The organism is Mammaliicoccus sp. A-M4 (assembly GCF_022386955.1).
Classification (GTDB): domain Bacteria; phylum Bacillota; class Bacilli; order Staphylococcales; family Staphylococcaceae; genus Mammaliicoccus; species Mammaliicoccus lentus.
This window is the reverse complement of the sequence record NZ_JAJNHH010000021.1, coordinates 1-22619: the sequence shown is the minus strand read 5'-3', so window position 1 is coordinate 22619 and position 22619 is coordinate 1. Positions and strand designations below refer to the sequence as shown.

Here is a 22619-nt window from a genome sequence, read left to right as displayed (position 1 = left end):
CCTTTAATTCACTGTGTCTAATGTAATTGTATAAATCATGCCTGTTATATCGCGAATAAATAATGAAATCATACCTTCTTCATGTTGTATGATTTGGTGTTGCATATCAATATCTTTAACATGTTCAACTATTTTATCGAAATGTTCGACATTATCAATTGTGATTGCAACTCTATCGACAGGTGGATGTGAAGATTTAAGTGGATGTGGATAATCTATTAAATGTAATTCTCCTCCATTACCACCTGGACCAATTTTGAAGACGATAGCAGATTCATCATCTATTGTCTTGTATTCAGCATATAATTGCAACTCAAAAATACTTTTTAATAATGAACCTGTTATTTGAGTTTCTGGCGATTTAACCATGATTGGACCGATTCCTTGTATTTGATGAAGAGGACTTATAGGACCATCATCATAAGCAGTACCAAGAGGCACTCCAGCGTTCTTTTCATCTGAAATTAAATAAAATGAATGACCATTATTATCGTAAAACCTAAACATATGTTTACCATTTAGTTGTTGAACCGATTCATATTCTACTTTGTGGTCATCAAATTGTTGTTTATATTCATATAACGCAAAGTCTGTAGGAACACGTAAAGCAACACCATAAAAATGCGTGTCCGGCTCTTGATCCTCACCTTTATATTGTTTATAAATAATTCTAGTACCGGGAGCTAAATGTGCATCACCGATATGTAAGATATTCGTTTCTTTGTTTAATAGAGTATTTAAACCTAATATATTTTTATAAAATGATTCAGTCTCTAAAAGATTGTGGGTCCATAATGTCACACTTCTTAATCCATTCATGAATATCTCTCCTATAATTGAATTCCTATAAATTATACCAAATTAATTATAAATATGACAAATTAATCAGTTTAACAGTTAGAATTAAATTTTGATGAGAGGGTGAGTTGGTCGAATGTTGCAAGACGAGGTGCACGTGCAACATAAAGCCCTCGAATGTTGCAAGACGAGACGCACGTGCAACATAAAGCCTTCGAATGTTGCAAGAGAAGGTCCACGTGCAACATTCCACTTCCCACACTTCAACTAACACAAATAAAAAACCACAACGGCTTTGATACCGTTGTGGTCACTATATTACAGTAAATTAAGATTCTAATAATAAATCTTCTGGATTTTCAATTAGGTCTTTGATTGTTTTTAGGAAACCTACTGCTTGTTTACCATCGATGATTCTGTGGTCATAACTTAAAGCAATATACATCATTGGTCTGTTTTCCATACGTTCTTTATCAATTGCAATTGGTCTTGTAACAATTGAGTGCATACCTAAAATAGCAGCTTGTGTTCCGTTAATAATCGGTGTTGACATTAATGAACCGAATACACCGCCATTAGTGATTGTGAATGATCCGCCCATCATGTCATCTAATCCTAATTTTTTGTTATTAGCTTTAACTGCTAAGTCATGAATATCTTGTTCGATTTCTGCGAAGTTTTTCTTATCACAGTCTCTAACGTTAGGTACAACTAGACCTTCTTCTGTAGATACAGCAATACCGATATCGTAGTATTGTTTTAATAGTAAATCAGTACCGTCAATTTCAGCGTTCACATCTGGATATTTTTTCAATGCTGCTACTGATGCTTTAGTGAAGAATGACATAAAGCCTAATCTTGTACCGTTATGATCTTCTTGGAATTTATCTTTTTTACGTTTACGTAATTCCATAACGTTAGTCATGTCTACTTCGTTAAACGTTGTTAACATTGCTGTATTATTTGATACTTCTAATAATTTCTTAGCAATTGTTTGACGTCTACGAGATAATTTTTCACGTACAACCGGTTTAGATGGGTTTTCATTTTTCTGTGCTGCTGGTTGACTTTGTTTTTCTTGTTGAGCTGGTTTAGAAGGTTGAGAGGCTTTTTCTACATCTTCTGGTCTAACAACATCTCCAGCTTGTGTTTTCACTTTGTTTAAATCAATGCCTTTTTCACGTGCAAGTTTACGAGCTGATGGCGTTGCTTGTACACGGTCGTTTGAACTAGCTTCTTCTTTGCTAGTATCTTCAGATTTAGCAGCGCTTTCTTTAGGTGCTTCTGTTTGTTTTTCTTTATCTTTAGAATCTTTAGACTCGCTGTCATCACTTTCTTTTTGTTCACTTGAAGTTGAACCTGATTCACCTTCAGAAACAATCGCGATTACTGATCCAACTTCAACAGTGTCGCCTTCTTCTGCTTTAATTTCAGAAAGTACACCTGATACTTCAGAAATAACTTCAACGTTTACTTTATCTGTTTCAAGTTCAACAATATTTTCACCTTGTTCTACTTGATCTCCAACAGATTTCAACCATTCTGAAATCGTTCCTTCTGAAATTGACTCTGCTAACTCTGGTACTTTTACCTCTGACATTATTTATTTCCCCCTAATTATGTTTTAAAGCTTCTTCGATAACTTTACTTTGTATAAGTTTATAAATTTCTGCATCACCTTCTGCAGTTGCAGAACGAACTTTACGTCCGTGATATTCTAGGTTAACATTTCTATCTTTTAGAATACTTTGCAATTGTAAGCTCACAAAACTCCAAGCACCTTGGTTTTTAGCTTCTTCTTGTGCCCAGCCTACAGTTTCTAAGTTTCTAAATTCTGAAAGAACATTTTTTATCTCTTCTTTAGGGAATGGATAAAGTTGTTCTAATGCAATTAAACAAAGCTCATCGTTAGGATTTTTTTCTAATTCAGCTTTTAAATCAATGAACATTTTTCCTGAAGCGATAATCACTTTTTTAATTTTAGTTTTTTTGTACGGTTCAACTAAAATAGGTTCGAATTGACCTGTAGTAAATTCATCAATTGGTCTAGAAACAGTTTTGTTTCTTAGTAAACTTTTTGGTGACATTAATACTAACGGTCTCATCTTATCAGTGTTTAAATATTTAGCGTGTCTTCTTAACAAATGATAATAGTTTGAAGAACTAGTTAAATTAGCAATTGTCATATTATTTTCACCAGCTAATTGTAAGAAGCGCTCTAATCTCGCTGAAGAGTGTTCTGGACCTTGTCCTTCGTTACTATGTGGTAAGAATAACGCTAAACCACTTTTCTCTCCCCATTTAGCATTACTGTTAGCCATGAAGTTATCAAAAATCATTTGTGCCATATTCGCAAAGTCACCGTATTGTGCTTCCCAAATATTAAATGATTCTGGATTATCTACGTTATAACCATATTCGAACCCAACAACAGCTGCTTCTGATAATGGAGAATTATATATATCAAATGATGCTTTACCATTTGGGACATGATGTAAAGGAACAAATAGTTTTCCATCTTTTTCATCATGTAAAACAGCATGTCTTTGAGCGAATGTTCCGCGTTCAGAGTCTTGTCCTGTTAAACGAATTGGCGTACCATTTTGTAAAATCGTTGCAAATGCTAATTGTTCTGCATGAGCCCAATCCACAAGACCATCTTTTTCGAAAGGTTCACGTCTTCTATCTAAGACTTTATTAAGCTTTTTAAATACTGTAAAGTCTTCAGGATAGTCAAACATAGCATCATTTATAGCTTTCAAATCATCATAGCTCGCATTTGTTATTTCATAATCTTGCCCTTGGCTAATCTTATCAGGCATTGTCATTTCTGGATTATCCATTTCAGCATCTTTATCAATTTTATCGTGAGCTGTTCTTAGTCTTTTAGTAACGTCATCAAAGATTTCATTCATTTCTTCTTTAGTAATTAAACCTTGATCTACTAATTCTTGCCCATATTTTAATTCGATTGAAGGATGTTCTTTAATAGCTTTGTACATCATTGGATTCGTGATTGAAGGTTCATCCATCTCGTTATGCCCATAACGTCTATAACCAACTAAATCTATGACAAAATCTTTATTAAATCTTTCTCTAAAGTCCATAGCCATTTCAATAGCTTTAACAGTTGCTTCTACGTCATCAGCGTTAACATGGATAATTGGTAAGTCATAACCTTTTGCAACATCAGTAGAATAAGTAGTTGAACGTCCATCTTCAGCTTCTGTTGTAAAACCAATTCTGTTGTTTGTAATAATGTGTAATGAACCACCTGTTGTATATCCATCTAAATTGCTTAAGTTCATGGCTTCAAAGTTAATACCTTGTCCAGGGAACGCAGCATCCCCATGAATTAATACAGCTAGTGATTTATTTAAATCTTGGCTTGGTCTACCGGGATCAGCTGTTGTATCTTGGTTAGAACGCGTCTTACCTAATACGACAGGAGAAACGATTTCTAAGTGACTTGGGTTGTTTGCTAAAGTTATAGTTTGTTCTATTCCATATTTGCTTGTCGTTTTTGTTCCACCAAGATGATATTTTACATCTCCAGTCCAACCTGCTGTGATTTCTAATGATCCATCTTTAGGTAAAAAGATTAAAGGATTTTTATGCATAAATTCTGAAATCATCATTTCATAAGGTTTTTCTAGTACATGTGTTAAAACGTTTAATCTACCTCTATGTGCCATCCCAATTTGAATGTTTGGAATTTTAGCAGCATTTGTACGCTTTAAGATACGTTGTAACATAGGTACTAAAGTATCAACGCCCTCAATTGAGAAACGCTTTGCACCTACAAAGTTTTTATGAATATATTTTTCAAAGCCTTCAACTTCTGCTAAGCTTTTAAGTAATTCAATTTTTTCATCTTTAGATATTTCAATAGTGTTTGTTGATTCTATATATCTCTTAAGCCATACACGTTCTTCATTATTATTAATGTGTGTATACTCAAAAGCTATAGGACCTTGGTAACATGAAGTCATATATTCTATTGCTTCATATGCATTATCAAATTCACCATCAAAATGGTCAGATACTATACCAGCTGGTAATTTTTCTAATGTTTCTTTAGATAGCCCAAAGTCTTGATGTGTTAGCTTAGGTACATTTTTTCTTTCTGGACGGTATACTGGATAGATATCAGCAGTTAAATGTCCATATTGTCTGATATTGTCTATTAAACGCATAACACGTTTAACACTTGAATTGTCCACCCCTGTACCTATTTTTTGGCCAGTGCCTGTATTATTACTCGTTATTTCATCGAATAACACTTGCAAGTCTTCTGGGACTGACTCCGGATCATTAACGTAATTATCATACATTTCTAACATTAACCCTAAGTTAGTTCCAAATCTTACAGGTGCTTCGACATGATTATCATTCTTCATGTTCCACCCTCCAAGAAAATTATAAACCGTTTACATTCCCATTTTAGCACTTAACCGATTTATATTAAAGGCTAATTTACCATTTATGGCAGTTTATTTCCTATTTTACTTATTGATGAAAGTATCCTTGAAAATTACTGATATTTTAGTATATTCATCGACTACACTATCAACTTTCACAATACCGTCATACGAGTTGACTAATTTCTTAGCAATAGATAATCCTAAGCCATTTCCACCTTCTTTTCTTGAACGTGATTTATCGACTCTATAGAAGCGATCAAAAATAAATTCTAGGTCTTTTTTAGGTATACCCATTCCGTGGTCAATTATATCAATTGTGATGGTTCTATTTTTTAAATTTGTTTGTATTTCGATATTTTTATTCTTTTTGTCATATTTCATGGCATTATCCATAAAAATAAGTAACATTTGTTCAAAATGGAATCGATTAATATTCATTCTGATCGCGTCATAATTAGATTTAAAAGCAAAAGAATAGTCAGGGTGTAATTTACGTAATGATTTGATTCGTGATTGTATTTCATAATTAATATCCACGATATCATTATCATCACTTGCGCTTGTTCTTGAATCCTTAGATAGTAATAATAATTCTTCCACTAATTTCGTAATTCTTTCCATTTCTTCAATGGAAATATCCAATGATTCTTCTAATACTTCTGGGTTGTTTTTTCCCCATCTTTGAATTAAGTTCAAATGCCCTTGAATAATCTGTAATGGTGTTCTTAATTCATGTGAAGCATCTTCCACAAATTGTTTTTGTTGATCAAATGAAACTTCTAGCTGTTCCATCATGTTATTGAATGTTTGGATCATATCGTCTGTTTCTTCATAATTAGTTGGTACTTCTAATTTTTCTTGGAACCCATCTCGACGAATTTGTTTCATCTTATCTGAAAGTATCGTAATTGGTTTCGTAATTTGTGATGAGAAAATATAACTTATTATTGCGATAAGGAATAAAGCAGTTAATCCAAATATACTGGCTAAAATAATCATGAATTTAATAATGGCGTCATAGCTATCTAAAGGATGAACGATTGCTTCATAGCCATTAAAGTAGCTTGTATTAATTGGACTATAAACGACTAAATAAGATTTGTTATCGACATGCATTTCATATATTTCTACTGATTTAACACGTTTAAATTCAGGAGTATATTTCAATTTGTCATTATGTGTTTCTTCAAACATTGGCTTACCAAATTTATCAAAAAGTATCATTTTTTGATTGTCTGTTATCGTCGCGTTTATATCAGTTGAAGTAATTTGTCCTAATGTCTTAGATTGAAGCAAATTAACGGTATCTTGCGCGCTTCTCGTTGCAGTTCCAGTTTCTTGGTCTTTTAAATATAAGCTAATAAAATAAATGATAAACATACTAAACAATGCGAAAATGATAAATGTAATCGTGGTTGTAAGCATCATCCATTTTGTCTTTAAAGATTGTTGTTTCATGAACGTATCACGTACCCCACTCCTCTAACCGTTTCGATGATGTTTTCCTTTTTGAACGGTTTCAATTTATTTCTTAAATAACGTATGTAAACATCTACTACATTTGTTTCCACTTCTGACTCGTAGCCCCAAACATGATTTAAAATTTGTTCTCTCTGTAATACATAATTTTGATTTTCAGCGAGCAATAATAATAATTCATACTCTGTTTTAGTTAAATCAACTGATTCTCCACCTATATAAACAGAAAAAGCATTTTTATCGATTTTAATATCATTAATTTCAATAGTACTAGTGTCAGATTCTAATGTTACATTTCTACGTATAATAACTCGGATTCTAGCTAACAATTCTTCAATATCAAAAGGTTTAACTATGTAGTCATCAGCACCATAATCTAAACCGATGACTTTATCATAAGTGTCACCTTTAGCAGTAATCATAATGATAGGCGTATTTTTTTCTCGACGTATACGTCTACATACTTCTAGACCGTTCATTTTAGGCAACATTAAGTCCAATAGTATACAATCATAATCGTCAGTTAAAGCTTGATTTAGCCCGCTCTCACCGTCATAACATATCTCTACTTCATAATCTTCATGTTTTAATTCTAATTCTATAAACCTTGCTAAATTTTGTTCATCTTCAATGATGAGTATCTTTTTCATGATGACACCTCAAATTTTTTAATTTTTTTCACTTTATAATTGACAATCGTTCTCAGTTAGTTATAATAGTAATTGGAAATGATTATCAATGAAAGAGTTCCCCCTCTAGTAAAAGATAACATTTTCAAGTTTCACATGCTCATTATATATGAGCAAAACTATTTTATCATTTAAAATAGTAAAAAATTAAATAACTAATTGACATTCATTCTCAATTAGTTATAATAGTAATTGAAAATGATTCTCAATCAAATAAAAGAGTTCCCCCTCTAAGTATGGATTGAACATTTTCTATAACCCCCTTTTATGCCCATAAAAGTAAAACGTCCTAGTGATTCTGTCCAAATCACTAGGATGTTTTTTTAATATCTAATTTATTTTTAAGCATTAATTGAGCTAAAAGAATACAAACAATACCTCCAATAATACCTGCGATAATATCAGTTGGATAATGGACTCCTAAATAAACTCTAGAAGTAGATATCATTAATATAAAAATGACACATATTCCTGTTAAATAAGGTTTCATTGAACGTTTTGAAGCTCTAAAAACAATGTACATAATCGAGCCGAAAAATGCTGTTGAACCCATTGCATGTCCACTCGGAAAACTAAATCCTGAAATATCAATTAATCTCAGTAATGTTGGACGTTCTCTATCGAAAACATTTTTCAATAGTGGATTTAAAGTACCTGATAGAATCATTGTTAATGCAAAAAATAATGTTTCGATATTTAACCTTTTTAATTTAAGATAACAAATAATTAACAGTGATAAAGCAATCATTGCCCATACTTCTCCAACTTTAGTGAAACCAAGCATAATAGAAGTTGTAATAAAACTTTCTGTAGAATATATAAAGTTATAAACTTCGTTGTCTATCCACTTTCCTAAACGTGATTCATGAAAGAAAGCTATAACCCCGAAAATCAGGCTAAATATTAGTATTAATAACGTTCGATTAGCTTGGCTCATATAATACCTCCAATATTATTGAATATCAGATTCAATTTTGTTGAATAATGATTCTTTTGTATAACTTTCTTTAAATTTAGACATATTTTCAATCAACGTTTCACGTTCATTTTCAAGTTGATCTAAATTTCTAACTAATGTATTTTGATTCACTTCTTTTTCTTGTATAACTTTAGCATAACCATTTTTTTCGAAAATTTTAGCATTATCAATTTGGTCACCACGAGATTGGTCTAATCCTAAAGGAATTAGCAACATAGGTATTTTTAAAGTTGCAAACTCATAAATAGCATTTGCTCCTGCTCGACTGATTACTGTGTCAGAAATAGCGTAAAAATGCATAAGTTCTGATGAGACAAATTCGTATTGAACATAGTGATCATTTTGAATGCTTTCATCTTTATGACCTTTACCTGTTAAATGTATAATTTGATATTTTTTAGTTAAGTAATCTAAATTTTCACGAACAGCTTCGTTTAATATTTTAGAGCCTAAACTACCACCCATAACCAATAGAACAGGTAATTTATCATTAAATCCTGTTATTTTGTATCCTTTTTCTTTCTTACCATCTCTTAAGTCTTCTCTAATAATTGCTCCAATGAAATCTGATTTTTCTTTAGGAACATATTTTAATGTTTCTTCAAATGTTGTATACATTTTATTAGCAAACTTCATTGATATTTTATTAGCTAAACCTGGTGTTACGTCAGATTCATGAATAATAGTTGGTATTTTTAATGATTTAGCAGCGATGATTACCGGCACGCTTACGAAACCACCTTTAGAGAATACTAGATCTGGTTTTTCTTTTTTTAATGCTTTGCGAGCATCTAATACACCTTTTAATACTTTGAATACATCTTTTAAGTTTTCAAATGACAAATATCTTCGCAATTTACCACTAGATATCGAAATATATTTAGTGTTTTTTGCTGAATCAGTTATCATATCTTTTTCAATACCATTCTTTGAACCGATATAAACAGTTTCGATGCCACGTTGTTCAGCTTCTGGAATGAGTGCTAAGTTAACAGCGACGTGTCCAATTGTTCCGCCACCTGTAAATGCTATTTTTTTCATTTTAAATCTCCTTCTAATCTATCAATTTATAATACGCATAAAATGGTGCATTTTTATCAAATGGAAATTCGTTCGATTCATGTTCTCCAATAAATTTAAAATCAAATCTACTGAATAAATTTTGAGCACGTTTGTTTTTTGAGAATGTATCAGTCAATATAACTTTTACATTATTTTCGTTAGCTACGTCAATAGCAAATTGCATCATTTTATCGGCTATACCTTTAAACTCTGGGTTAGTAGCCATTCTGTGAATGACTACAGCATTATCAATTGGTACAGGCCAGTTAAATTGCTTATACCAATCTGCTTGTGATTGGTTGATACAAACATAACCTACCACTTCATTATTTAACTCATACAAATATAAATGACCATTTTCTATATCGGTATAGAAATCTTTTTCTAAAGGATATGCTTCATCCCATTGTGGATTATCATCTGACTTCATGATGGATTTTGCCATATTTGTTAGTTCATTAATGATTTCCATATCTGAATGTGTTGCTTTTCTCATTGTTGATCCCTCACTTATTGATGAATGTATTTAATCGTATCATCTAGTTGAATGTCTTCTTTTTGAATTTTATTGCGCATTAAGTCAATAAATTTTTCTGTTGTTTTATCTGTAAATATACCATCATCGTTAAGATTATGATCTTGTTGGAAATTTTTAACTGCGCTTTCTAATTCACTATCATAGTTTTCATTTTCATTGCTTACATTATACCCTAACGCATCTAGCCCAATCTTAATTGATTTCACTTCTTTTGCTTTATCACCGTTTTGGAATGATTTTTTAGGACTTATAATTTCAATTTCTTCATATTTAGGTGCCTTGATTTCCTTATTAGGTTTAATTCCTTTTTTATGAATATAAGATTTATTTGGCGTCAACCATCTCATATTTGTATATTTTAATATAGATGAATCATCAAATGATTGATGACTTTGTCCAATGCCTTTACCGAACGTTGTCGTTCCAACTACATCAGCAATTTTATAATCTTGTAATGCCCCGGCGAATATTTCAGAAGCACTAGCTGAACCTTTATTTACTAATACTGAATAATTCATATCATCGATACCTGACATTTTATCTTTTTCAGTTTTTACTGCTTCAGGTTTGTCTCCTTTTGTCTCTAGATAAATGACTGGTTTGCCTTTATCAACGAAAAGGTTAACACTCGTGATTACTTCATCTAAAAGACCACCAGGATTGTTTCTTAAATCTAATACGACATGTTTAACATTGTCTTTTTTAGCTTTTTTAATAGCTGATTTAAGTTCTTCTGTTGTCTTTTCCTGGAATTTAGAAATAGAAATGATACCAGTATCATCTTTTTTCTTATAATCTACACTCGTAACATGTATTTTATCTCGTTTAATTTCTACATCAAAAGGTTCTTTACCTTCTCTTTTGATTGTGAGTGTAACTGTTGTGCCTTTTTTACCTCTTACTTGGTTAACAATTTCATTCAACGATTTATTCTTAATAGATTTGTTATTAACTTTAGTGATAACATCTAAAGACTTAATACCAGCTTTTTCAGCAGGAGAATCTTTCATAGGGCTTGTAATGCGTGCATAATTATTATGAGATTCCATCTCAGCACCTATACCTACAAAGTCTCCAGAAATTTCTTGATTATAACTTTCAGTATCTTCAGCAGATATGTATTCACTGTACGGATCATTTAAAGATTTGACCATTCCATCAATTGCACCTTTAGTCAATTTATCCTCATCAACATCCTTATAATAATCACCTTCAATTTGTTCATATACTTTTTCAATTTTATTAATGTTCTTTTGTTTATCGTTGCCATAATTTAAGCCGAATTTATATGAAGCAAATGTAACAACAGATGTTAAAAATACTGTTATAAATAAAAGTATGAGTAATTTATACAGTGGCATTGTTATTTGCTTATCATTTTTGTCATTTGATAATTTCATGATCTCACAACTTTCTTGTCAAATATAATTTATTTTAACAGTTTATCCAATCAAATAAAAACACTTTGGTGCTCAAAACACCAAAGTGTAAACTTTTAGAACTTTAACCATTCTTCATACGATTCGTATAAATCATCAAATACGCTCATTGGTTGAGTAAACATTACTTCTGTTTCTAAATAGTCTGAGAGTGTATGATAATCATTTGAAAACTTCGGAAAAGATAAATCTTGAAAAATTAAGTCTGCTAATTTTCCCATTTCGCTGTTTTCATTACGTTTTGTTAGTGCGTATTGATAAAATGAATACTGTTTCATTTATTTCATTTTCACATCTATTGCTTTAGTTTCGCCTTTTTGAAGACTAGTTAAAGATTCGATATTAATTTCTTCAGCATCATCAGTATTAGTAATAATAACTGGGCTGATAGTAGATTTTACTTTTGAATCGATCGTATCGATATCAAATTTTAATAATTCTTGTCCCTTTGTAACTTTATCACCAGTATTTACAAGTGCCTCAAATCCTTCTCCACCTAGTTGAACTGTTTCTAATCCAACGTGAACTAAAACTTCAAGTCCATTTGCTGCTTTAACACCTACAGCGTGATTTGAAGGTTTGAATACATTAACAACTTCACCGTCAAAAGGAGCTACTACAATACCTTCTGCAGGTTTGATACCAAACCCTTCACCCATCATTTTTTGAGCGAATACTGGATCAGGTATATCTTCTATTGCTACATACTCACCTGAAATTGGTGCAAATACTTCTACATTTACGTCTTTTGTCTTGTTACCGCCAAATAATTTTTTAAACATGTTAATCGTCTCCCCTGTTATTTAAAATGATGTACTAAATCTCCGTATCCTAATTCTTCTAACTTTTCATACGGGATAAATTGAACTGCTGCAGAATTAATGCAATATCTTAATCCACCAGCTTCTTTAGGTCCATCGTTGAACACGTGACCTAAATGACTGTTAGAATCTTCTGAGCGTACTTCAGTTCTAACCATGCCATGTGTTTTATCCACTAGCTCAATAACTTCTTCGTCATTTAACGCTTTAGAAAAGCTAGGCCAACCGCAATCTGATTCAAATTTTTCTTCAGATGTAAACAATGGTTTTCCGGATAACTTATCTACATATATACCTTTATCAAAATGATTCCAATATTCATTTTGAAAAGGTGGTTCAGTACCATCTTGTTGTGTTACAAGGTATTCCATTTCATTTAATTCGTCTTTTGATTTTTTTAACACTTTAATTCCCCCAATGTTTTTCTATAAAAGCTTTACGACCAGAACCTTGTTGATAACCTTGATAATGAGCCGGGTTCTTCAAATAATAATCTTGATGATGTTCTTCGGCTGGATAGAAATTCTTATAAGGTTTCACTGGTGTAATTACGGGTTTATCAAAAATTTGTCTCTCATTTAGTTCGTCTATTTTATTTAAAGCTACTTTCTTTTGATTTTCATCATGATAGAAAATTACAGGTTCATAACTCTCTCCTCTATCGAAGAATTGCCCTTTATTATCAGTAGGATCAAAAGTTTTGAAATATATATCAAGAATAGCTTCGAAATCAGTTATATTCTCATCATATTCAATTTGAACAGTTTCAACATGTCCAGTTTGATTTGTACATACCTCTTCATAAGTAGGATTTTCAACATGACCACCGCTATAACCAGAAGTCACTTCTTTAATGCCAGGGTATTCGTTGAATGGTTTAACTAAACACCAAAAACATCCACCCGCTAAAGTTGCATATGCCATTGTTGCGCCTCCCTTGTTGATTTACTTTAACTTAATATCAAAATACCATTTTTTTGCCGAAATATCTAACGTTTGAATTTGGATTGCATCAACATTATCGATATCTATCTTATCTAAAGATAAATATATAGTTTCTTCTTTTGGATCGATATTTATATATTCTGGTAAATCACTATACTTTTTAATTTGAGATAATACAAAAGGATTTGAAATATTTAATTTACCAATATCTATTGATTGTATTTTAAATTTAATAGTATCTTTATTTACTTTTGTAGGTATTGTATCTAACTTAATGTTAATATCCCTATTTAAAACTTGAGTCGTCGTATTAAAAATTAAGTCATTCTCCGTTATTTCTGTTTCGATGTCATAATCTTTTAAAGTGGCATTCATAAGAGATTGTAATTCTGCATTATTAAAAGAAACAGTGAAATCTTTGGACGTCTGTTCATTTGATTCATTTACAGGTTTAGATGAATCAGTTATTGAAGTGAACACATAAATAATCGCTATAAGTATTAGAACAATAAGAATAGTAAAAGCATAAAACCAAAAGCGATTATTCATCCAATTTTTATTTTCCATAATAAAACACGCCTATAGCACCTTCACCTGTATGTGTAGAAACAACTGGTGTCGTAATTGCTGTATCAAAGTTATGAATATCTTTTTTTTCTTTAATTGAATTCATTAATTTATTCACCAAATCTTCTGCATTTGCATCAGCTATACCGACTTTGATGATTTCTTTAGTTTCTAAGAATACATCTAACTCTTTAAGTAAAAATTTAACGACAGCGTTTTGAGTGCGAGCATTATGAATCATTTCTATCTTTCCGTTAATGAGTTCGCCAATAGGTTTAATGTTCATCAATGAACCTAATAAAGCTTTAGCTTTACCTATTCTTCCACCTTTAACTAAATTATCTATATTACCGATAACAACAAATAAACGCATGTTAGATTTCATATTTTCATGTTCTTTAACAATTTCTTCTGATGAATAGCCTTCGCTAATTAATTTAACAATCTCTTCTACTTGAAATCCATATGCTAAAGAAATGAATTTACTATCGATAACAGTAACTTTTGTTTCTGTCATTTGGCTAGCTTGTTGAGCTGCACTAAAAGTACCAGATAATTCAGATGTCATATGAATGCTGATGACTTCTGAACCGTCTTCTCCTAATTTATCGTAAGTTTCAACTAACTTACCTATTGCTGGTTGGCTCGTTTTAGGTAAGTTTTCAGCTTCTCTCATTTTCAATAAGAACTCTTCAGAACTGATTTCTGTTTGGTCTTCGTAAGTAACACCGTCAATTACTATATTTAAAGGTACAACACTAATATCGTGTTCTTCTAAATAATCTTTTGGCAAATCCGTAGTTGAATCAATAACTAATTTAATTTTATTCATTGCTTTTCTCCTTTAACGATTGAACAGAAAGGCTAATTTGATCTTGAACAAAGTGACTAACTTCCTGCATCGTTTTATCTTCAAATATTGATGGGTCAATAGGGTCTAGTATATGTACATAGACATCACCAGGCACCATTTTTCTTGATTGATATTTCTCCATTATTTGAGATGTACCGTATATTGCTACTGGCACAATTTTAACTTGAGCAGATTTAGCTAATTTCAATGAACCAGCCTTGAACTCTTGCATCTCTTGGCCTTTACTTCTACTACCTTGAGGAAAAATCAATAAAGAATGTTTTTCTTTTAATTTTTTAATACCATCTTTAATCATTTGTAAACTTGCTCGTCGATTAGAACGATCTAAGTAAATACAATTTAATTCTTCCATCCATGGTTTTAAAAAAGGGATTTTTTCAACTTCTTTTTTTGAAATAAAACCAAAAGGTTGTGGTAATTGATTAATCAAAACGGGGATATCAAAATTACCTTCATGATTCGATACATAAAGCACTGGGTCATCTAGAGGTTCTGTACGACCAGATAAATGTACCTTTACGCCTGCAGATTTTAATATTTTTTGAGACCATCTCTGTGCGTATAGAAATGTCATTTCATCTTGGCTTCTAATATCGTCTATTTGGTTTTTCTTTTCTTTAAGTTTAGGTAATTGAGTTGATACAAGTGCAGCATAACCGATAATACAACCAACTGTTCTAGCCATTCTTAACATATTATTTTATCCTTTCCAAGTGCATAAAAGTATGTGGAAGTATGTTTTTTTCATCTAATTCTCCTGCTTCAGATGAAATTACATTCCATTCATTAAAGGTATAAGGTGGAAAGAATGCATCTCCTTGAAATTTATCTTCTATTACAGTTACATACATATCGTCCACACGTGACATCATTTGTTCATATAAACCTTGCCCACCAAATATAAATATATGGCCTTCTAATTGGTCTATTTCATCGATTGAATGAATCACGTCTACGCCTTCGTGATAAAAAGATTCATTAGAAGTTAAAACAACATTTCTTCTATTCGGTAATGGTTTACCAATTGATTCGAATGTTTTTCTACCCATCACAATTGTATTACCCGATGTTAAATTTTTCACTCTTTTTAAATCGTTTGGTAAATGCCAAGGCATTTTATTGTCTAATCCTATTACTCTATTTTGATCATGACATACAATAATTGATTTCATTTAAATTCTCCTTTAAACCGCTATAGGTGCTTTTATACTTGGATGTGATTGATAATCTTGAATTTCTAAATCTTCATAATCTATATCGAATAGTGATTTTTCTGTATTGATATTTAGTTTAGGTGGATTGTATGAAGACCTTGATAATTGTTCTTCAACAGCATCTATATGATTTTTATAAATATGAGCATCACCGAATGTGTGTACAAATTCTCCTACTTCAAGATTACACTCTTTAGCTATTAAATGTGTTAAAAGACTATAACTTGCTATATTAAAAGGTACACCTAAAAATATATCAGCACTTCTTTGATAAAGTTGGCAACTTAATTTACCATCTTTTACGTAAAATTGGAATAATGTATGACAAGGTGGTAAAGCCATTGTATCTATCTCAGTTGGGTTCCATGCTGAGATTATATGCCTTCTAGAATTCGGATTATTTTTAATATTATCAATTAAAGTTTGAAGTTGATCGAAGCTTTGTCCGTTTTGATCTTTCCAATCTCTCCATTGTTTACCGTAAACATTACCTAAATCACCATATTTACGCATAAATTCATCATCATTTAAAATTTTATCCTTAAAGATTGCGAGTTGTTCTTTATATTGTTCATTAAATTCATCATTAACTAATGATCTTCTACCGAAGTCTGTCATATCTGGGCCAGTATATTCATCACTCTCTATCCATTTCTTAAATGCCCACTCGTTCCAGATATTATTCTTATATTGCAATAAATATCTAATATTAGTATCGCCTTTAATAAACCATAATAATTCAGTGGCAATTAATTTGAATGAAACTTTTTTAGTTGTAAGTAGTGGAAACCCTTCTGACAAGTCAAATCTCATTTGATGACCAAATATTGAAATTGTACCTGTACCAGTTCTATCGTCTTTATTTTCGCCTTCATTTAATACTTTGCGGCATAAATCGTGATATGCTTCATCAAAGTTATTCATACGAGCACCTCTTTTTAATCTTTATTCTTCTTTTCTATATTAACGAAAATACTTATAATTTACTACTGATATAATATAGAAACTCCTTTGATATTTATGTATAATAGAGATAAATATAATAACCATTACTTTAAAGGGGGCCATCTCAATGAATGAAATATTTGCTACTTTGGGATTATTTTTATTATTATGTTATATGATTAGTATGTGTATCACTGAATAAGTAATGATACGCACGCATATTTAATGTGTCATTTCATTTAAAGTTAAAAAACAGAGAAAATCCTTTATTCATTTTAGGGTTTTCTCTGTTTTTTTGTTATAAGGCTTGTTTACTATTGTTTACGCGTAAGCCGTAATGCGTTTTCGAACTTTTTCGTAAGCATTGTATAACATTTAACTCTTTAAATAATAAACTGTCAAAGCGCGCCTTTAAAATTAAGTATTTATAGTGTTTTATCGGTTTATATTCTTGTATTTTAAGAATATTATTAGAAAGTTCACCCATTCTATCACTTTCTATTAAAGTTTTTTCGAACATGTGATCTAAATATAATATATCAACTTTTTCTTCATTCAACTTAACCCAATTATTATAATCTTCATTTATAAAATGAATTCTTTTTAATTCGTTATTGTTGAGTTGTAGTTTCATACCTTCAGAAATTACGAAATGAATTAAAGGGTGTTGTTCAATAGAAAATACGTTAACGTTTGGAAATTGCTTTAATACTAAATAGCTATCTCTACCAAAACCCATTGTTCCATCAACAAAATTAAATGAACTTTCTTTACTCGTTATATGATTTATCATTTCACTTAATATGGGTTGCTGTTGATTTTTTACCATATTTAATTTTACTTTCGCGGTATCTAAATGAAAATAAATTGGTATTTCTGAAGTGAAATATAGTTTTGGACCAGTATTTTCAAATACGATAACTGGTGAGTCATTAGATTTAAAAATCTGTTTTATCGTTAATTTTTTACGTTTTATAATAGAAATGTTTTGTATGTATTTATTTTTATTCAGCAAATGAAATGCATCTTCTACCTGTTTGTAGAGAGATGCATTTGTTTTTACTGAAGTTGTTATGCGTAAATTAGTCACAATATTCATCGAATGCGTCTTTTATATCCATACAAATTTCTTGGATATCTCTTCCTTCAATATGTTCACGTGGCATAAAGTATTTTAGTTCATTTCCTTTAAATAAAGCCATTGAAGGGCTTGAAGGAACTTGCGCAATGTATTCTCTCATTGTTTCTGTTGCTTCTTTATCTTGACCAGCAAATACAGTGGCAGTTCGAGATGGTTTTTTATCATTTTGTAAAGCGACTGTTACAGCTGCAGGTCTTGCTAATCCAGCAGCACAACCACATACAGAGTTAACAACTACAAATGTTGTTTCATTTTGCTCTGCGTCTTCCATATAACCTTTAACTTGGTCAGGTGTTTCTAAGCTTTCAAACCCTTGCTCAGTCAATTCGCTTCGCATTGGTTGAGCTAATTCTTTCATATATTGTTCATATGCATTCATATTAATTCTCCTCTCTTTTTCTGTTAGCCATTTGTTTCCAAACAGAACCTAAAGCAGCTTCGCCATTTTCAATTCTTTCAATAGCCATTTGAACTTGTAATTTAACATCAAACGCTGGATCATCTTGTCTATTCTTAAGCGCTGGTAAAGCAGTTTCGTCACCTTCATCAAAAATAAACATCGCTGCACGCCATCTTACGATTTTTTGTGGGTCTTCTAAAGCTTCAATCATAACAGGTAAAGCTTCTTTAAAGCCTAAATCACTAAAGCAATCTCCAGCTGTTCTTCTTACTGCTACATTTTTATCTTTCATAGCTTCATATAAATAAGGTAATGTTTCTTTCGTCTCAATCATACCTAACAATACAACAGCCATACGTCTAATTTGTGGCTTTTCGTCATTAAGTGCGACTTCCAGTAATGGGTAGTCATCTTCAGTTGGCGTTGGAAAATCATTTAACATTCTTAGACGTGTTTTCCAATCTTGTTCTTGTTCGAATTCTTCCTTACTAACATGGATGAATTGTTTTTCTGGAATTGTAATATCTTTAGTTAAAGCTTCTTCAACTAAATTTTCAAGAATTGATTCTGGATATAATGCAAGAATTTCTTCTTGTACAGTTTCCATTACATCATCTAATTCGCCATAACGGATACCTAAATCATCCCATTTTCTTAAAAATACAACGTTGTCCTCATCTTTAGTTGCTTTTAACATACTATCAATATAAATCTCAGGTAGCTGTTTTCTTTTTTCTTCATTCTCTGTTGTTAATTTTATTTGATAAGGAATACCTTTAAATCTTAATACTTCAGCTTTAACTTCCCCGTAATGTTCATTGACTTTAGCTTCTTGTTCTTCGTTATCATCTTCTGTACCAGAAATAGCAGCTGTCACGTCTTTTAATAAAGTATCCCAGTTTTCTTTACCTTTTTTGTCGACTGCAATGAAATCCATAACATGAAAGACTGATCTTATACCGTCTAACTGTAAAATACGATTGATAAATTCAGGGTTGTGATCGTTGACTTCAGTATATGTTTGAGAAGTTCTATCCTCTTTCTTGAATGATAATACGATTTTCATCGTGTTTGGACTTGGTGTTGGTTCTACTCTTACGATTTCCATAATATCCTCCTTATTGAAGTTTGTTTCCCAATTGTTTTATGCGTATACCTATAGAACATTCAGATATACAATATTGATGAGCTTGATGTTTGCCTTGCGTCTCTCTATAATGCGTTTTTAATAAACATCCTTTGCAATATGTCTCCATTAATTGATCTATTTTTTTAATAGCTATTTTTTCATCTTCAACTAAAATAAGCGTCACTCCTTACTTAGACCGTAATTATATCATTAGTATTATAAATTGTGGATTATAAAGCTTATTGCATTTTATAACTTTGACCTTTATAATTGTTAAGTTCGAATATCGCGGTTTCTAAACACCCGCTATATCAAAATTTAGGAGGAACAAAGTTATGTATAATGAATTATTTGGTATTATTACCTTTTTAATCACATTTATATTAATGTTGATTCTATACCGTATATTTGGAAAAACAGGTCTATTTGTTTGGGTTGCCGTAGGTACTATTATAGCAAATATACAAGTTATTAAAACAGTAGAGTTATTTTCAGTGAGTGCAACACTCGGAAATGTAATGTTCGCTTCAATTTATCTTGCAACGGATATTTTAAATGATATATATGGTAGAAAACAAGCTAAGAAAGCAGTTTGGTTAGGATTTTCTTCCGTCATTGTAATGGTTATATTATTACAATGTTCATTAACATTTATACCAGCACAAGAAGATGTATCACAAGATGCATTAAAAACTATTTTTGGTATCGTGCCAAGAATAGCACTAGGTTCAATTTTCGCATATATTATTGGTCAACATTTAGATGTACTATTATTTAATATCATTAAAAAGAAATTTTCTTCTGACAGTACATTCTACATAAGAGCATATGGTAGTACAGCTATTAGTTCTATTGTTGACACAGCGATATTCGTGCTAATCGCATTCTATGGCAATATGCCTGGAACTGTATTATTTGAAATATTTATAACTACTTACTTCCTAAAACTACTAACAACAATCACAAATGTGCCTTTTGGTTATATAGCTAAATCTATGTATCGTAAAGGGGAAATTGTAGAGTAACATTATAAATAGAAGTAAATTAAAATCGCTAATACTTATAAGGGTTAGCGATTTTTTATTGAAATAAGGAAACAGCCTGGGACATATATAAATGTCTCAGGCTGTTTCTTTATATAGGCAGTGGCTGACTGGATTGAAAATATGCTTATAGTAAGCTTTTTTCAATCCTAGCCACCCTTGCCGGAGGAGCGGGCCCACGAAATCTTTTTAACAAAATGAGATTTCTGTTACACTCCCTTCTCTTATAAATTCAAGCAATAAACTTACTTAAATCATCGAGAATATTATTCTTTATCTTCAGATTTTTTACGTCTGAATAATAATGCTAGGCCACCAAATAATGAAGTGATACCTAATAAACCAGCTTGTTTGCTTTCTTCTTCACCAGTGTTTGGTAATACTTTTGCACCTTTATGGTCTTTATTTGAATCAGATTTAGATGGTTGATCTTTACTATTCATATTGCTAGTTGCATTTTGACCATTAGAACTTGTAGTACCTTGTTGTTTCATTGAAGAATTGTGTTTTTCGTGCATTGAACTATCAGCTTTATCGTCAGTATTTACTTTGCTGTTACTGTTGTTATTACTGTTAGTCATACCGTTATCATCTGCTTTATTGCCATCTTTTCCAGCTGGTTTAGTAGTATTGTCTTTACCAGGTTTGTCATCTGCACCAGTGCTTGGCTTGTTAGAACCATCGTCTTTACCTGGTTTGTCGTCTCCACCAGTACTTGGCTTGTTAGAGCCATTGTCTTTACCTGGTTTATCGTCTCCACCAGTGTTTGGTTTATCAGTACCATCATCTTTACCTGGTTTATCGTCTCCACCAGTATTTGGTTTGTCAGAACCATCATCTTTACCTGGTTTGTCGTTTCCACCAGTATTTGGCTTATCAGTACCATCATCTTTACCTGGTTTGTCGTTTCCACCAGTATTTGGTTTATCAGTACCGTTGTTGTTAGAATCTTTAGCTGGCGTTGTGATATCAGGTTTACCATCGTTGTCTTTATCTGTAACAGTTGTGCCGTTTGGATCAGATTCATCTTTATTCGGAATACCATCTTTATCGGCATCTTCATCACCGTCTGGTGTGCCATTACCATCAGAATCAGGATTAGTTGGGTCAGTACCCGCAGCTTCTTCATCTTTGTTGTTTACGCCATCACCGTCGATATCTGGGTCTTGGTTATCCGGTGTACCATCGCCGTCCGTATCTTTCGGTGTTGTGATGTCTGGCTTACCATCACCATCTTTGTCCGTTGGTGTAGTTCCATTCGGATCAGACTCATCTTTATTCGGAATACCATCTTTATCAGCGTCTTCGTCGCCATCAGGTGTACCATTTCCATCAGAATCAGGATTTGTTGGATCAGTGCCTGCAGCTTCCTCATCTTTATTATTCACACCATCACCATCGATGTCTGGATCTTGGTTATCAGGTGTACCATCACCATCTGTGTCTTTTGGCGTTGTGATATCAGGTTTACCATCTTTGTCTTTATCCGTAACAGTTGTACCATTCGAATCAGACTCATCTTTATTCGGAATACCATCTTTATCAGCGTCTTCGTCGCCATCAGGTGTTCCGTTACCATCAGAATCAGGGTTTGTAGGATCAGTACCTGCAGCTCCTTCGTCTTTGTTGTTCACACCATCACCATCGATGTCTGGGTCTTGGTCATCTGGAATACCATCATTGTCAGTATCCTTAGGATTTGTTACTACAACTGGATCAGAAGGTAACGAAGTATTCGGTGTTTCAGCTTTATCTGTTGCTTTTGCTGTTATTTCACCTTCAGGTAAAGGTTTTGTCGGTGTAATCACAACATTACCTTGATCATCAGCCGTACCTTCACCAATTTTGTTACCGTCTTTATCGAATAATTCAACTTTAGTGCCCGGTTCAGCTTTGACTGTTATTGGTTCTTTTGTACCACCTTTACCAGTTAAATCAGTTTCGATCACAGGTTTACCAGGCGGTGTAGTATCTGTTGCTTTTATCGGATCAGAAGCTTCAGAAGTATTTGGCGTTTCAGCTGTATCTGTCGCTTTCGCACTTACATTACCTTCTGGTATTGGTTTTGTCGGTGTAATCACGACATTACCTTGGTCATTCGCCGTACCTTCTCCAATCTTATTACCATCTTT

At 32.1% G+C, this 22619-nt stretch carries 24 protein-coding genes; 1 reads left to right on the top strand and 23 read right to left on the bottom strand.

All coding sequences use genetic code 11. The features are described from left to right. Positions 1–3 precede the first annotated feature (3 nt). The 22 genes from LQ682_RS13445 to LQ682_RS13340 form a co-directional block, all read right to left on the bottom strand. The gene (locus tag LQ682_RS13445) at positions 4–819 is read right to left on the bottom strand and encodes a VOC family protein (RefSeq protein ID WP_016999790.1); all 816 of its coding nucleotides are present in this window, start codon (positions 817–819) and stop codon (positions 4–6) included. Between the two features lie 307 nt (positions 820–1126). Further along, positions 1127–2398, bottom strand: coding sequence for a 2-oxoglutarate dehydrogenase complex dihydrolipoyllysine-residue succinyltransferase (gene odhB, locus LQ682_RS13440; protein WP_239724572.1), 1272 nt, complete (start codon positions 2396–2398; stop codon positions 1127–1129). A 13-nt stretch (positions 2399–2411) separates the two neighbouring features. Then, complete coding sequence (locus tag LQ682_RS13435) at positions 2412–5198, bottom strand: 2-oxoglutarate dehydrogenase E1 component (protein ID WP_064205153.1); 2787 nt, start codon at positions 5196–5198, stop codon at positions 2412–2414. 105 nt (positions 5199–5303) lie between these two features. After that, positions 5304–6680: a HAMP domain-containing sensor histidine kinase gene (locus LQ682_RS13430; RefSeq protein WP_017000183.1), complete on the bottom strand. Its 1377-nt coding sequence runs from the start codon at positions 6678–6680 to the stop codon at positions 5304–5306. Next, positions 6677–7351 (bottom strand): response regulator transcription factor, encoded by a 675-nt coding sequence (locus LQ682_RS13425; RefSeq protein ID WP_017000182.1) that lies wholly within the window; start codon positions 7349–7351, stop codon positions 6677–6679. The genes LQ682_RS13430 and LQ682_RS13425 overlap by 4 nt, the downstream gene beginning before the upstream one ends. Positions 7352–7700: 349 nt before the next feature. Further along, positions 7701–8327, bottom strand: a complete 627-nt coding sequence (locus LQ682_RS13420) for a phosphatase PAP2 family protein (protein WP_017000181.1) — start codon at positions 8325–8327, stop codon at positions 7701–7703. Positions 8328–8342: 15 nt separating this feature from the next. Further along, positions 8343–9410 (bottom strand): undecaprenyldiphospho-muramoylpentapeptide beta-N-acetylglucosaminyltransferase, encoded by a 1068-nt coding sequence (locus LQ682_RS13415; protein WP_103269599.1) that lies wholly within the window; start codon positions 9408–9410, stop codon positions 8343–8345. Between the two features lie 13 nt (positions 9411–9423). After that, positions 9424–9927 carry a GNAT family N-acetyltransferase gene (locus LQ682_RS13410; protein ID WP_103269598.1) on the bottom strand — a complete coding sequence of 168 codons (504 nt, stop codon included), beginning with the start codon at positions 9925–9927 and terminating at the stop codon, positions 9424–9426. A gap of 14 nt (positions 9928–9941) precedes the next feature. Continuing rightward, positions 9942–11369, bottom strand: a complete 1428-nt coding sequence (locus LQ682_RS13405) for a S41 family peptidase (protein WP_218729618.1) — start codon at positions 11367–11369, stop codon at positions 9942–9944. Between the two features lie 95 nt (positions 11370–11464). Then, positions 11465–11686 (bottom strand): YozE family protein, encoded by a 222-nt coding sequence (locus LQ682_RS13400; RefSeq protein ID WP_017000177.1) that lies wholly within the window; start codon positions 11684–11686, stop codon positions 11465–11467. Further along, positions 11687–12190 carry a PTS sugar transporter subunit IIA gene (locus LQ682_RS13395; RefSeq protein ID WP_017000176.1) on the bottom strand — a complete coding sequence of 168 codons (504 nt, stop codon included), beginning with the start codon at positions 12188–12190 and terminating at the stop codon, positions 11687–11689. Positions 12191–12207: 17 nt separating this feature from the next. Further along, on the bottom strand, positions 12208–12633 hold the full coding sequence (gene msrB / locus LQ682_RS13390) for a peptide-methionine (R)-S-oxide reductase MsrB (protein ID WP_017000175.1): 426 nt from the start codon (positions 12631–12633) through the stop codon (positions 12208–12210). A gap of 1 nt (position 12634) precedes the next feature. Further along, positions 12635–13153, bottom strand: coding sequence for a peptide-methionine (S)-S-oxide reductase MsrA (gene msrA / locus LQ682_RS13385; protein WP_103269596.1), 519 nt, complete (start codon positions 13151–13153; stop codon positions 12635–12637). A gap of 21 nt (positions 13154–13174) precedes the next feature. Then, positions 13175–13741 (bottom strand): DUF2140 family protein, encoded by a 567-nt coding sequence (locus tag LQ682_RS13380; RefSeq protein WP_064205158.1) that lies wholly within the window; start codon positions 13739–13741, stop codon positions 13175–13177. Further along, positions 13731–14573 (bottom strand): DegV family protein, encoded by an 843-nt coding sequence (locus tag LQ682_RS13375; RefSeq protein ID WP_064205159.1) that lies wholly within the window; start codon positions 14571–14573, stop codon positions 13731–13733. Before LQ682_RS13375 ends, LQ682_RS13380 begins: the two co-directional genes overlap by 11 nt. Next, positions 14566–15309, bottom strand: coding sequence for a lysophospholipid acyltransferase family protein (locus LQ682_RS13370; protein ID WP_103269595.1), 744 nt, complete (start codon positions 15307–15309; stop codon positions 14566–14568). The genes LQ682_RS13375 and LQ682_RS13370 overlap by 8 nt, the downstream gene beginning before the upstream one ends. Position 15310: 1 nt before the next feature. After that, a complete protein-coding gene (locus tag LQ682_RS13365) occupies positions 15311–15787 on the bottom strand; it encodes a dihydrofolate reductase (RefSeq protein ID WP_017000170.1) in 477 nt (158 codons plus the stop codon). A 12-nt stretch (positions 15788–15799) separates the two neighbouring features. Beyond that, positions 15800–16753: a thymidylate synthase gene (locus tag LQ682_RS13360; protein WP_064205161.1), complete on the bottom strand. Its 954-nt coding sequence runs from the start codon at positions 16751–16753 to the stop codon at positions 15800–15802. A gap of 319 nt (positions 16754–17072) precedes the next feature. Beyond that, positions 17073–17873 (bottom strand): class I SAM-dependent methyltransferase, encoded by an 801-nt coding sequence (locus tag LQ682_RS13355; protein ID WP_103269594.1) that lies wholly within the window; start codon positions 17871–17873, stop codon positions 17073–17075. Further along, entirely contained in the window at positions 17857–18294 is a 438-nt protein-coding gene (locus tag LQ682_RS13350) for a BrxA/BrxB family bacilliredoxin (protein ID WP_017000167.1), read from the bottom strand. Before LQ682_RS13350 ends, LQ682_RS13355 begins: the two co-directional genes overlap by 17 nt. Position 18295: 1 nt before the next feature. Further along, positions 18296–19423 (bottom strand): conserved virulence factor C family protein, encoded by a 1128-nt coding sequence (locus LQ682_RS13345; RefSeq protein ID WP_017000166.1) that lies wholly within the window; start codon positions 19421–19423, stop codon positions 18296–18298. Between the two features lie 10 nt (positions 19424–19433). Then, positions 19434–19628, bottom strand: coding sequence for a zinc-finger domain-containing protein (locus tag LQ682_RS13340; RefSeq protein ID WP_081501341.1), 195 nt, complete (start codon positions 19626–19628; stop codon positions 19434–19436). A gap of 151 nt (positions 19629–19779) precedes the next feature. Here LQ682_RS13340 and LQ682_RS13335 point away from each other — a divergent pair, with 151 nt between their 5' ends. Next, positions 19780–20469, top strand: coding sequence for a queuosine precursor transporter (locus LQ682_RS13335; protein ID WP_103269593.1), 690 nt, complete (start codon positions 19780–19782; stop codon positions 20467–20469). A 284-nt stretch (positions 20470–20753) separates the two neighbouring features. On the opposite strand, the gene LQ682_RS13330 is transcribed toward LQ682_RS13335, so the two are convergent. Beyond that, positions 20754–22619: Ig-like domain-containing protein (locus LQ682_RS13330; protein ID WP_239724571.1), on the bottom strand; the 1866-nt coding region annotated here is incomplete at its 5' end.

Excerpts from the sequence above, each read along its gene's own strand:
- LQ682_RS13445 (WP_016999790.1), bottom strand. The coding sequence starts at position 819 with ATGAATGGATTAAGAAGTGTGACATTATGGACCCACAATCTTTTAGAG.
- odhB (WP_239724572.1), bottom strand. The coding sequence starts at position 2,398 with ATGTCAGAGGTAAAAGTACCAGAGTTAGCAGAGTCAATTTCAGAAGGA.
- LQ682_RS13435 (WP_064205153.1), bottom strand. The coding sequence starts at position 5,198 with ATGAAGAATGATAATCATGTCGAAGCACCTGTAAGATTTGGAACTAAC.
- LQ682_RS13430 (WP_017000183.1), bottom strand. The coding sequence starts at position 6,680 with ATGAAACAACAATCTTTAAAGACAAAATGGATGATGCTTACAACCACG.
- LQ682_RS13425 (WP_017000182.1), bottom strand. The coding sequence starts at position 7,351 with ATGAAAAAGATACTCATCATTGAAGATGAACAAAATTTAGCAAGGTTT.
- LQ682_RS13420 (WP_017000181.1), bottom strand. The coding sequence starts at position 8,327 with ATGAGCCAAGCTAATCGAACGTTATTAATACTAATATTTAGCCTGATT.
- LQ682_RS13415 (WP_103269599.1), bottom strand. The coding sequence starts at position 9,410 with ATGAAAAAAATAGCATTTACAGGTGGCGGAACAATTGGACACGTCGCT.
- LQ682_RS13410 (WP_103269598.1), bottom strand. The coding sequence starts at position 9,927 with ATGAGAAAAGCAACACATTCAGATATGGAAATCATTAATGAACTAACA.
- LQ682_RS13405 (WP_218729618.1), bottom strand. The coding sequence starts at position 11,369 with ATGAAATTATCAAATGACAAAAATGATAAGCAAATAACAATGCCACTG.
- LQ682_RS13400 (WP_017000177.1), bottom strand. The coding sequence starts at position 11,686 with ATGAAACAGTATTCATTTTATCAATACGCACTAACAAAACGTAATGAA.
- LQ682_RS13395 (WP_017000176.1), bottom strand. The coding sequence starts at position 12,190 with ATGTTTAAAAAATTATTTGGCGGTAACAAGACAAAAGACGTAAATGTA.
- msrA (WP_103269596.1), bottom strand. The coding sequence starts at position 13,153 with ATGGCATATGCAACTTTAGCGGGTGGATGTTTTTGGTGTTTAGTTAAA.
- LQ682_RS13380 (WP_064205158.1), bottom strand. The coding sequence starts at position 13,741 with ATGGAAAATAAAAATTGGATGAATAATCGCTTTTGGTTTTATGCTTTT.
- LQ682_RS13375 (WP_064205159.1), bottom strand. The coding sequence starts at position 14,573 with ATGAATAAAATTAAATTAGTTATTGATTCAACTACGGATTTGCCAAAA.
- LQ682_RS13370 (WP_103269595.1), bottom strand. The coding sequence starts at position 15,309 with ATGTTAAGAATGGCTAGAACAGTTGGTTGTATTATCGGTTATGCTGCA.
- LQ682_RS13365 (WP_017000170.1), bottom strand. The coding sequence starts at position 15,787 with ATGAAATCAATTATTGTATGTCATGATCAAAATAGAGTAATAGGATTA.
- LQ682_RS13360 (WP_064205161.1), bottom strand. The coding sequence starts at position 16,753 with ATGAATAACTTTGATGAAGCATATCACGATTTATGCCGCAAAGTATTA.
- LQ682_RS13355 (WP_103269594.1), bottom strand. The coding sequence starts at position 17,873 with ATGAATATTGTGACTAATTTACGCATAACAACTTCAGTAAAAACAAAT.
- LQ682_RS13350 (WP_017000167.1), bottom strand. The coding sequence starts at position 18,294 with ATGAATGCATATGAACAATATATGAAAGAATTAGCTCAACCAATGCGA.
- LQ682_RS13345 (WP_017000166.1), bottom strand. The coding sequence starts at position 19,423 with ATGGAAATCGTAAGAGTAGAACCAACACCAAGTCCAAACACGATGAAA.
- LQ682_RS13335 (WP_103269593.1), top strand. The coding sequence starts at position 19,780 with ATGTATAATGAATTATTTGGTATTATTACCTTTTTAATCACATTTATA.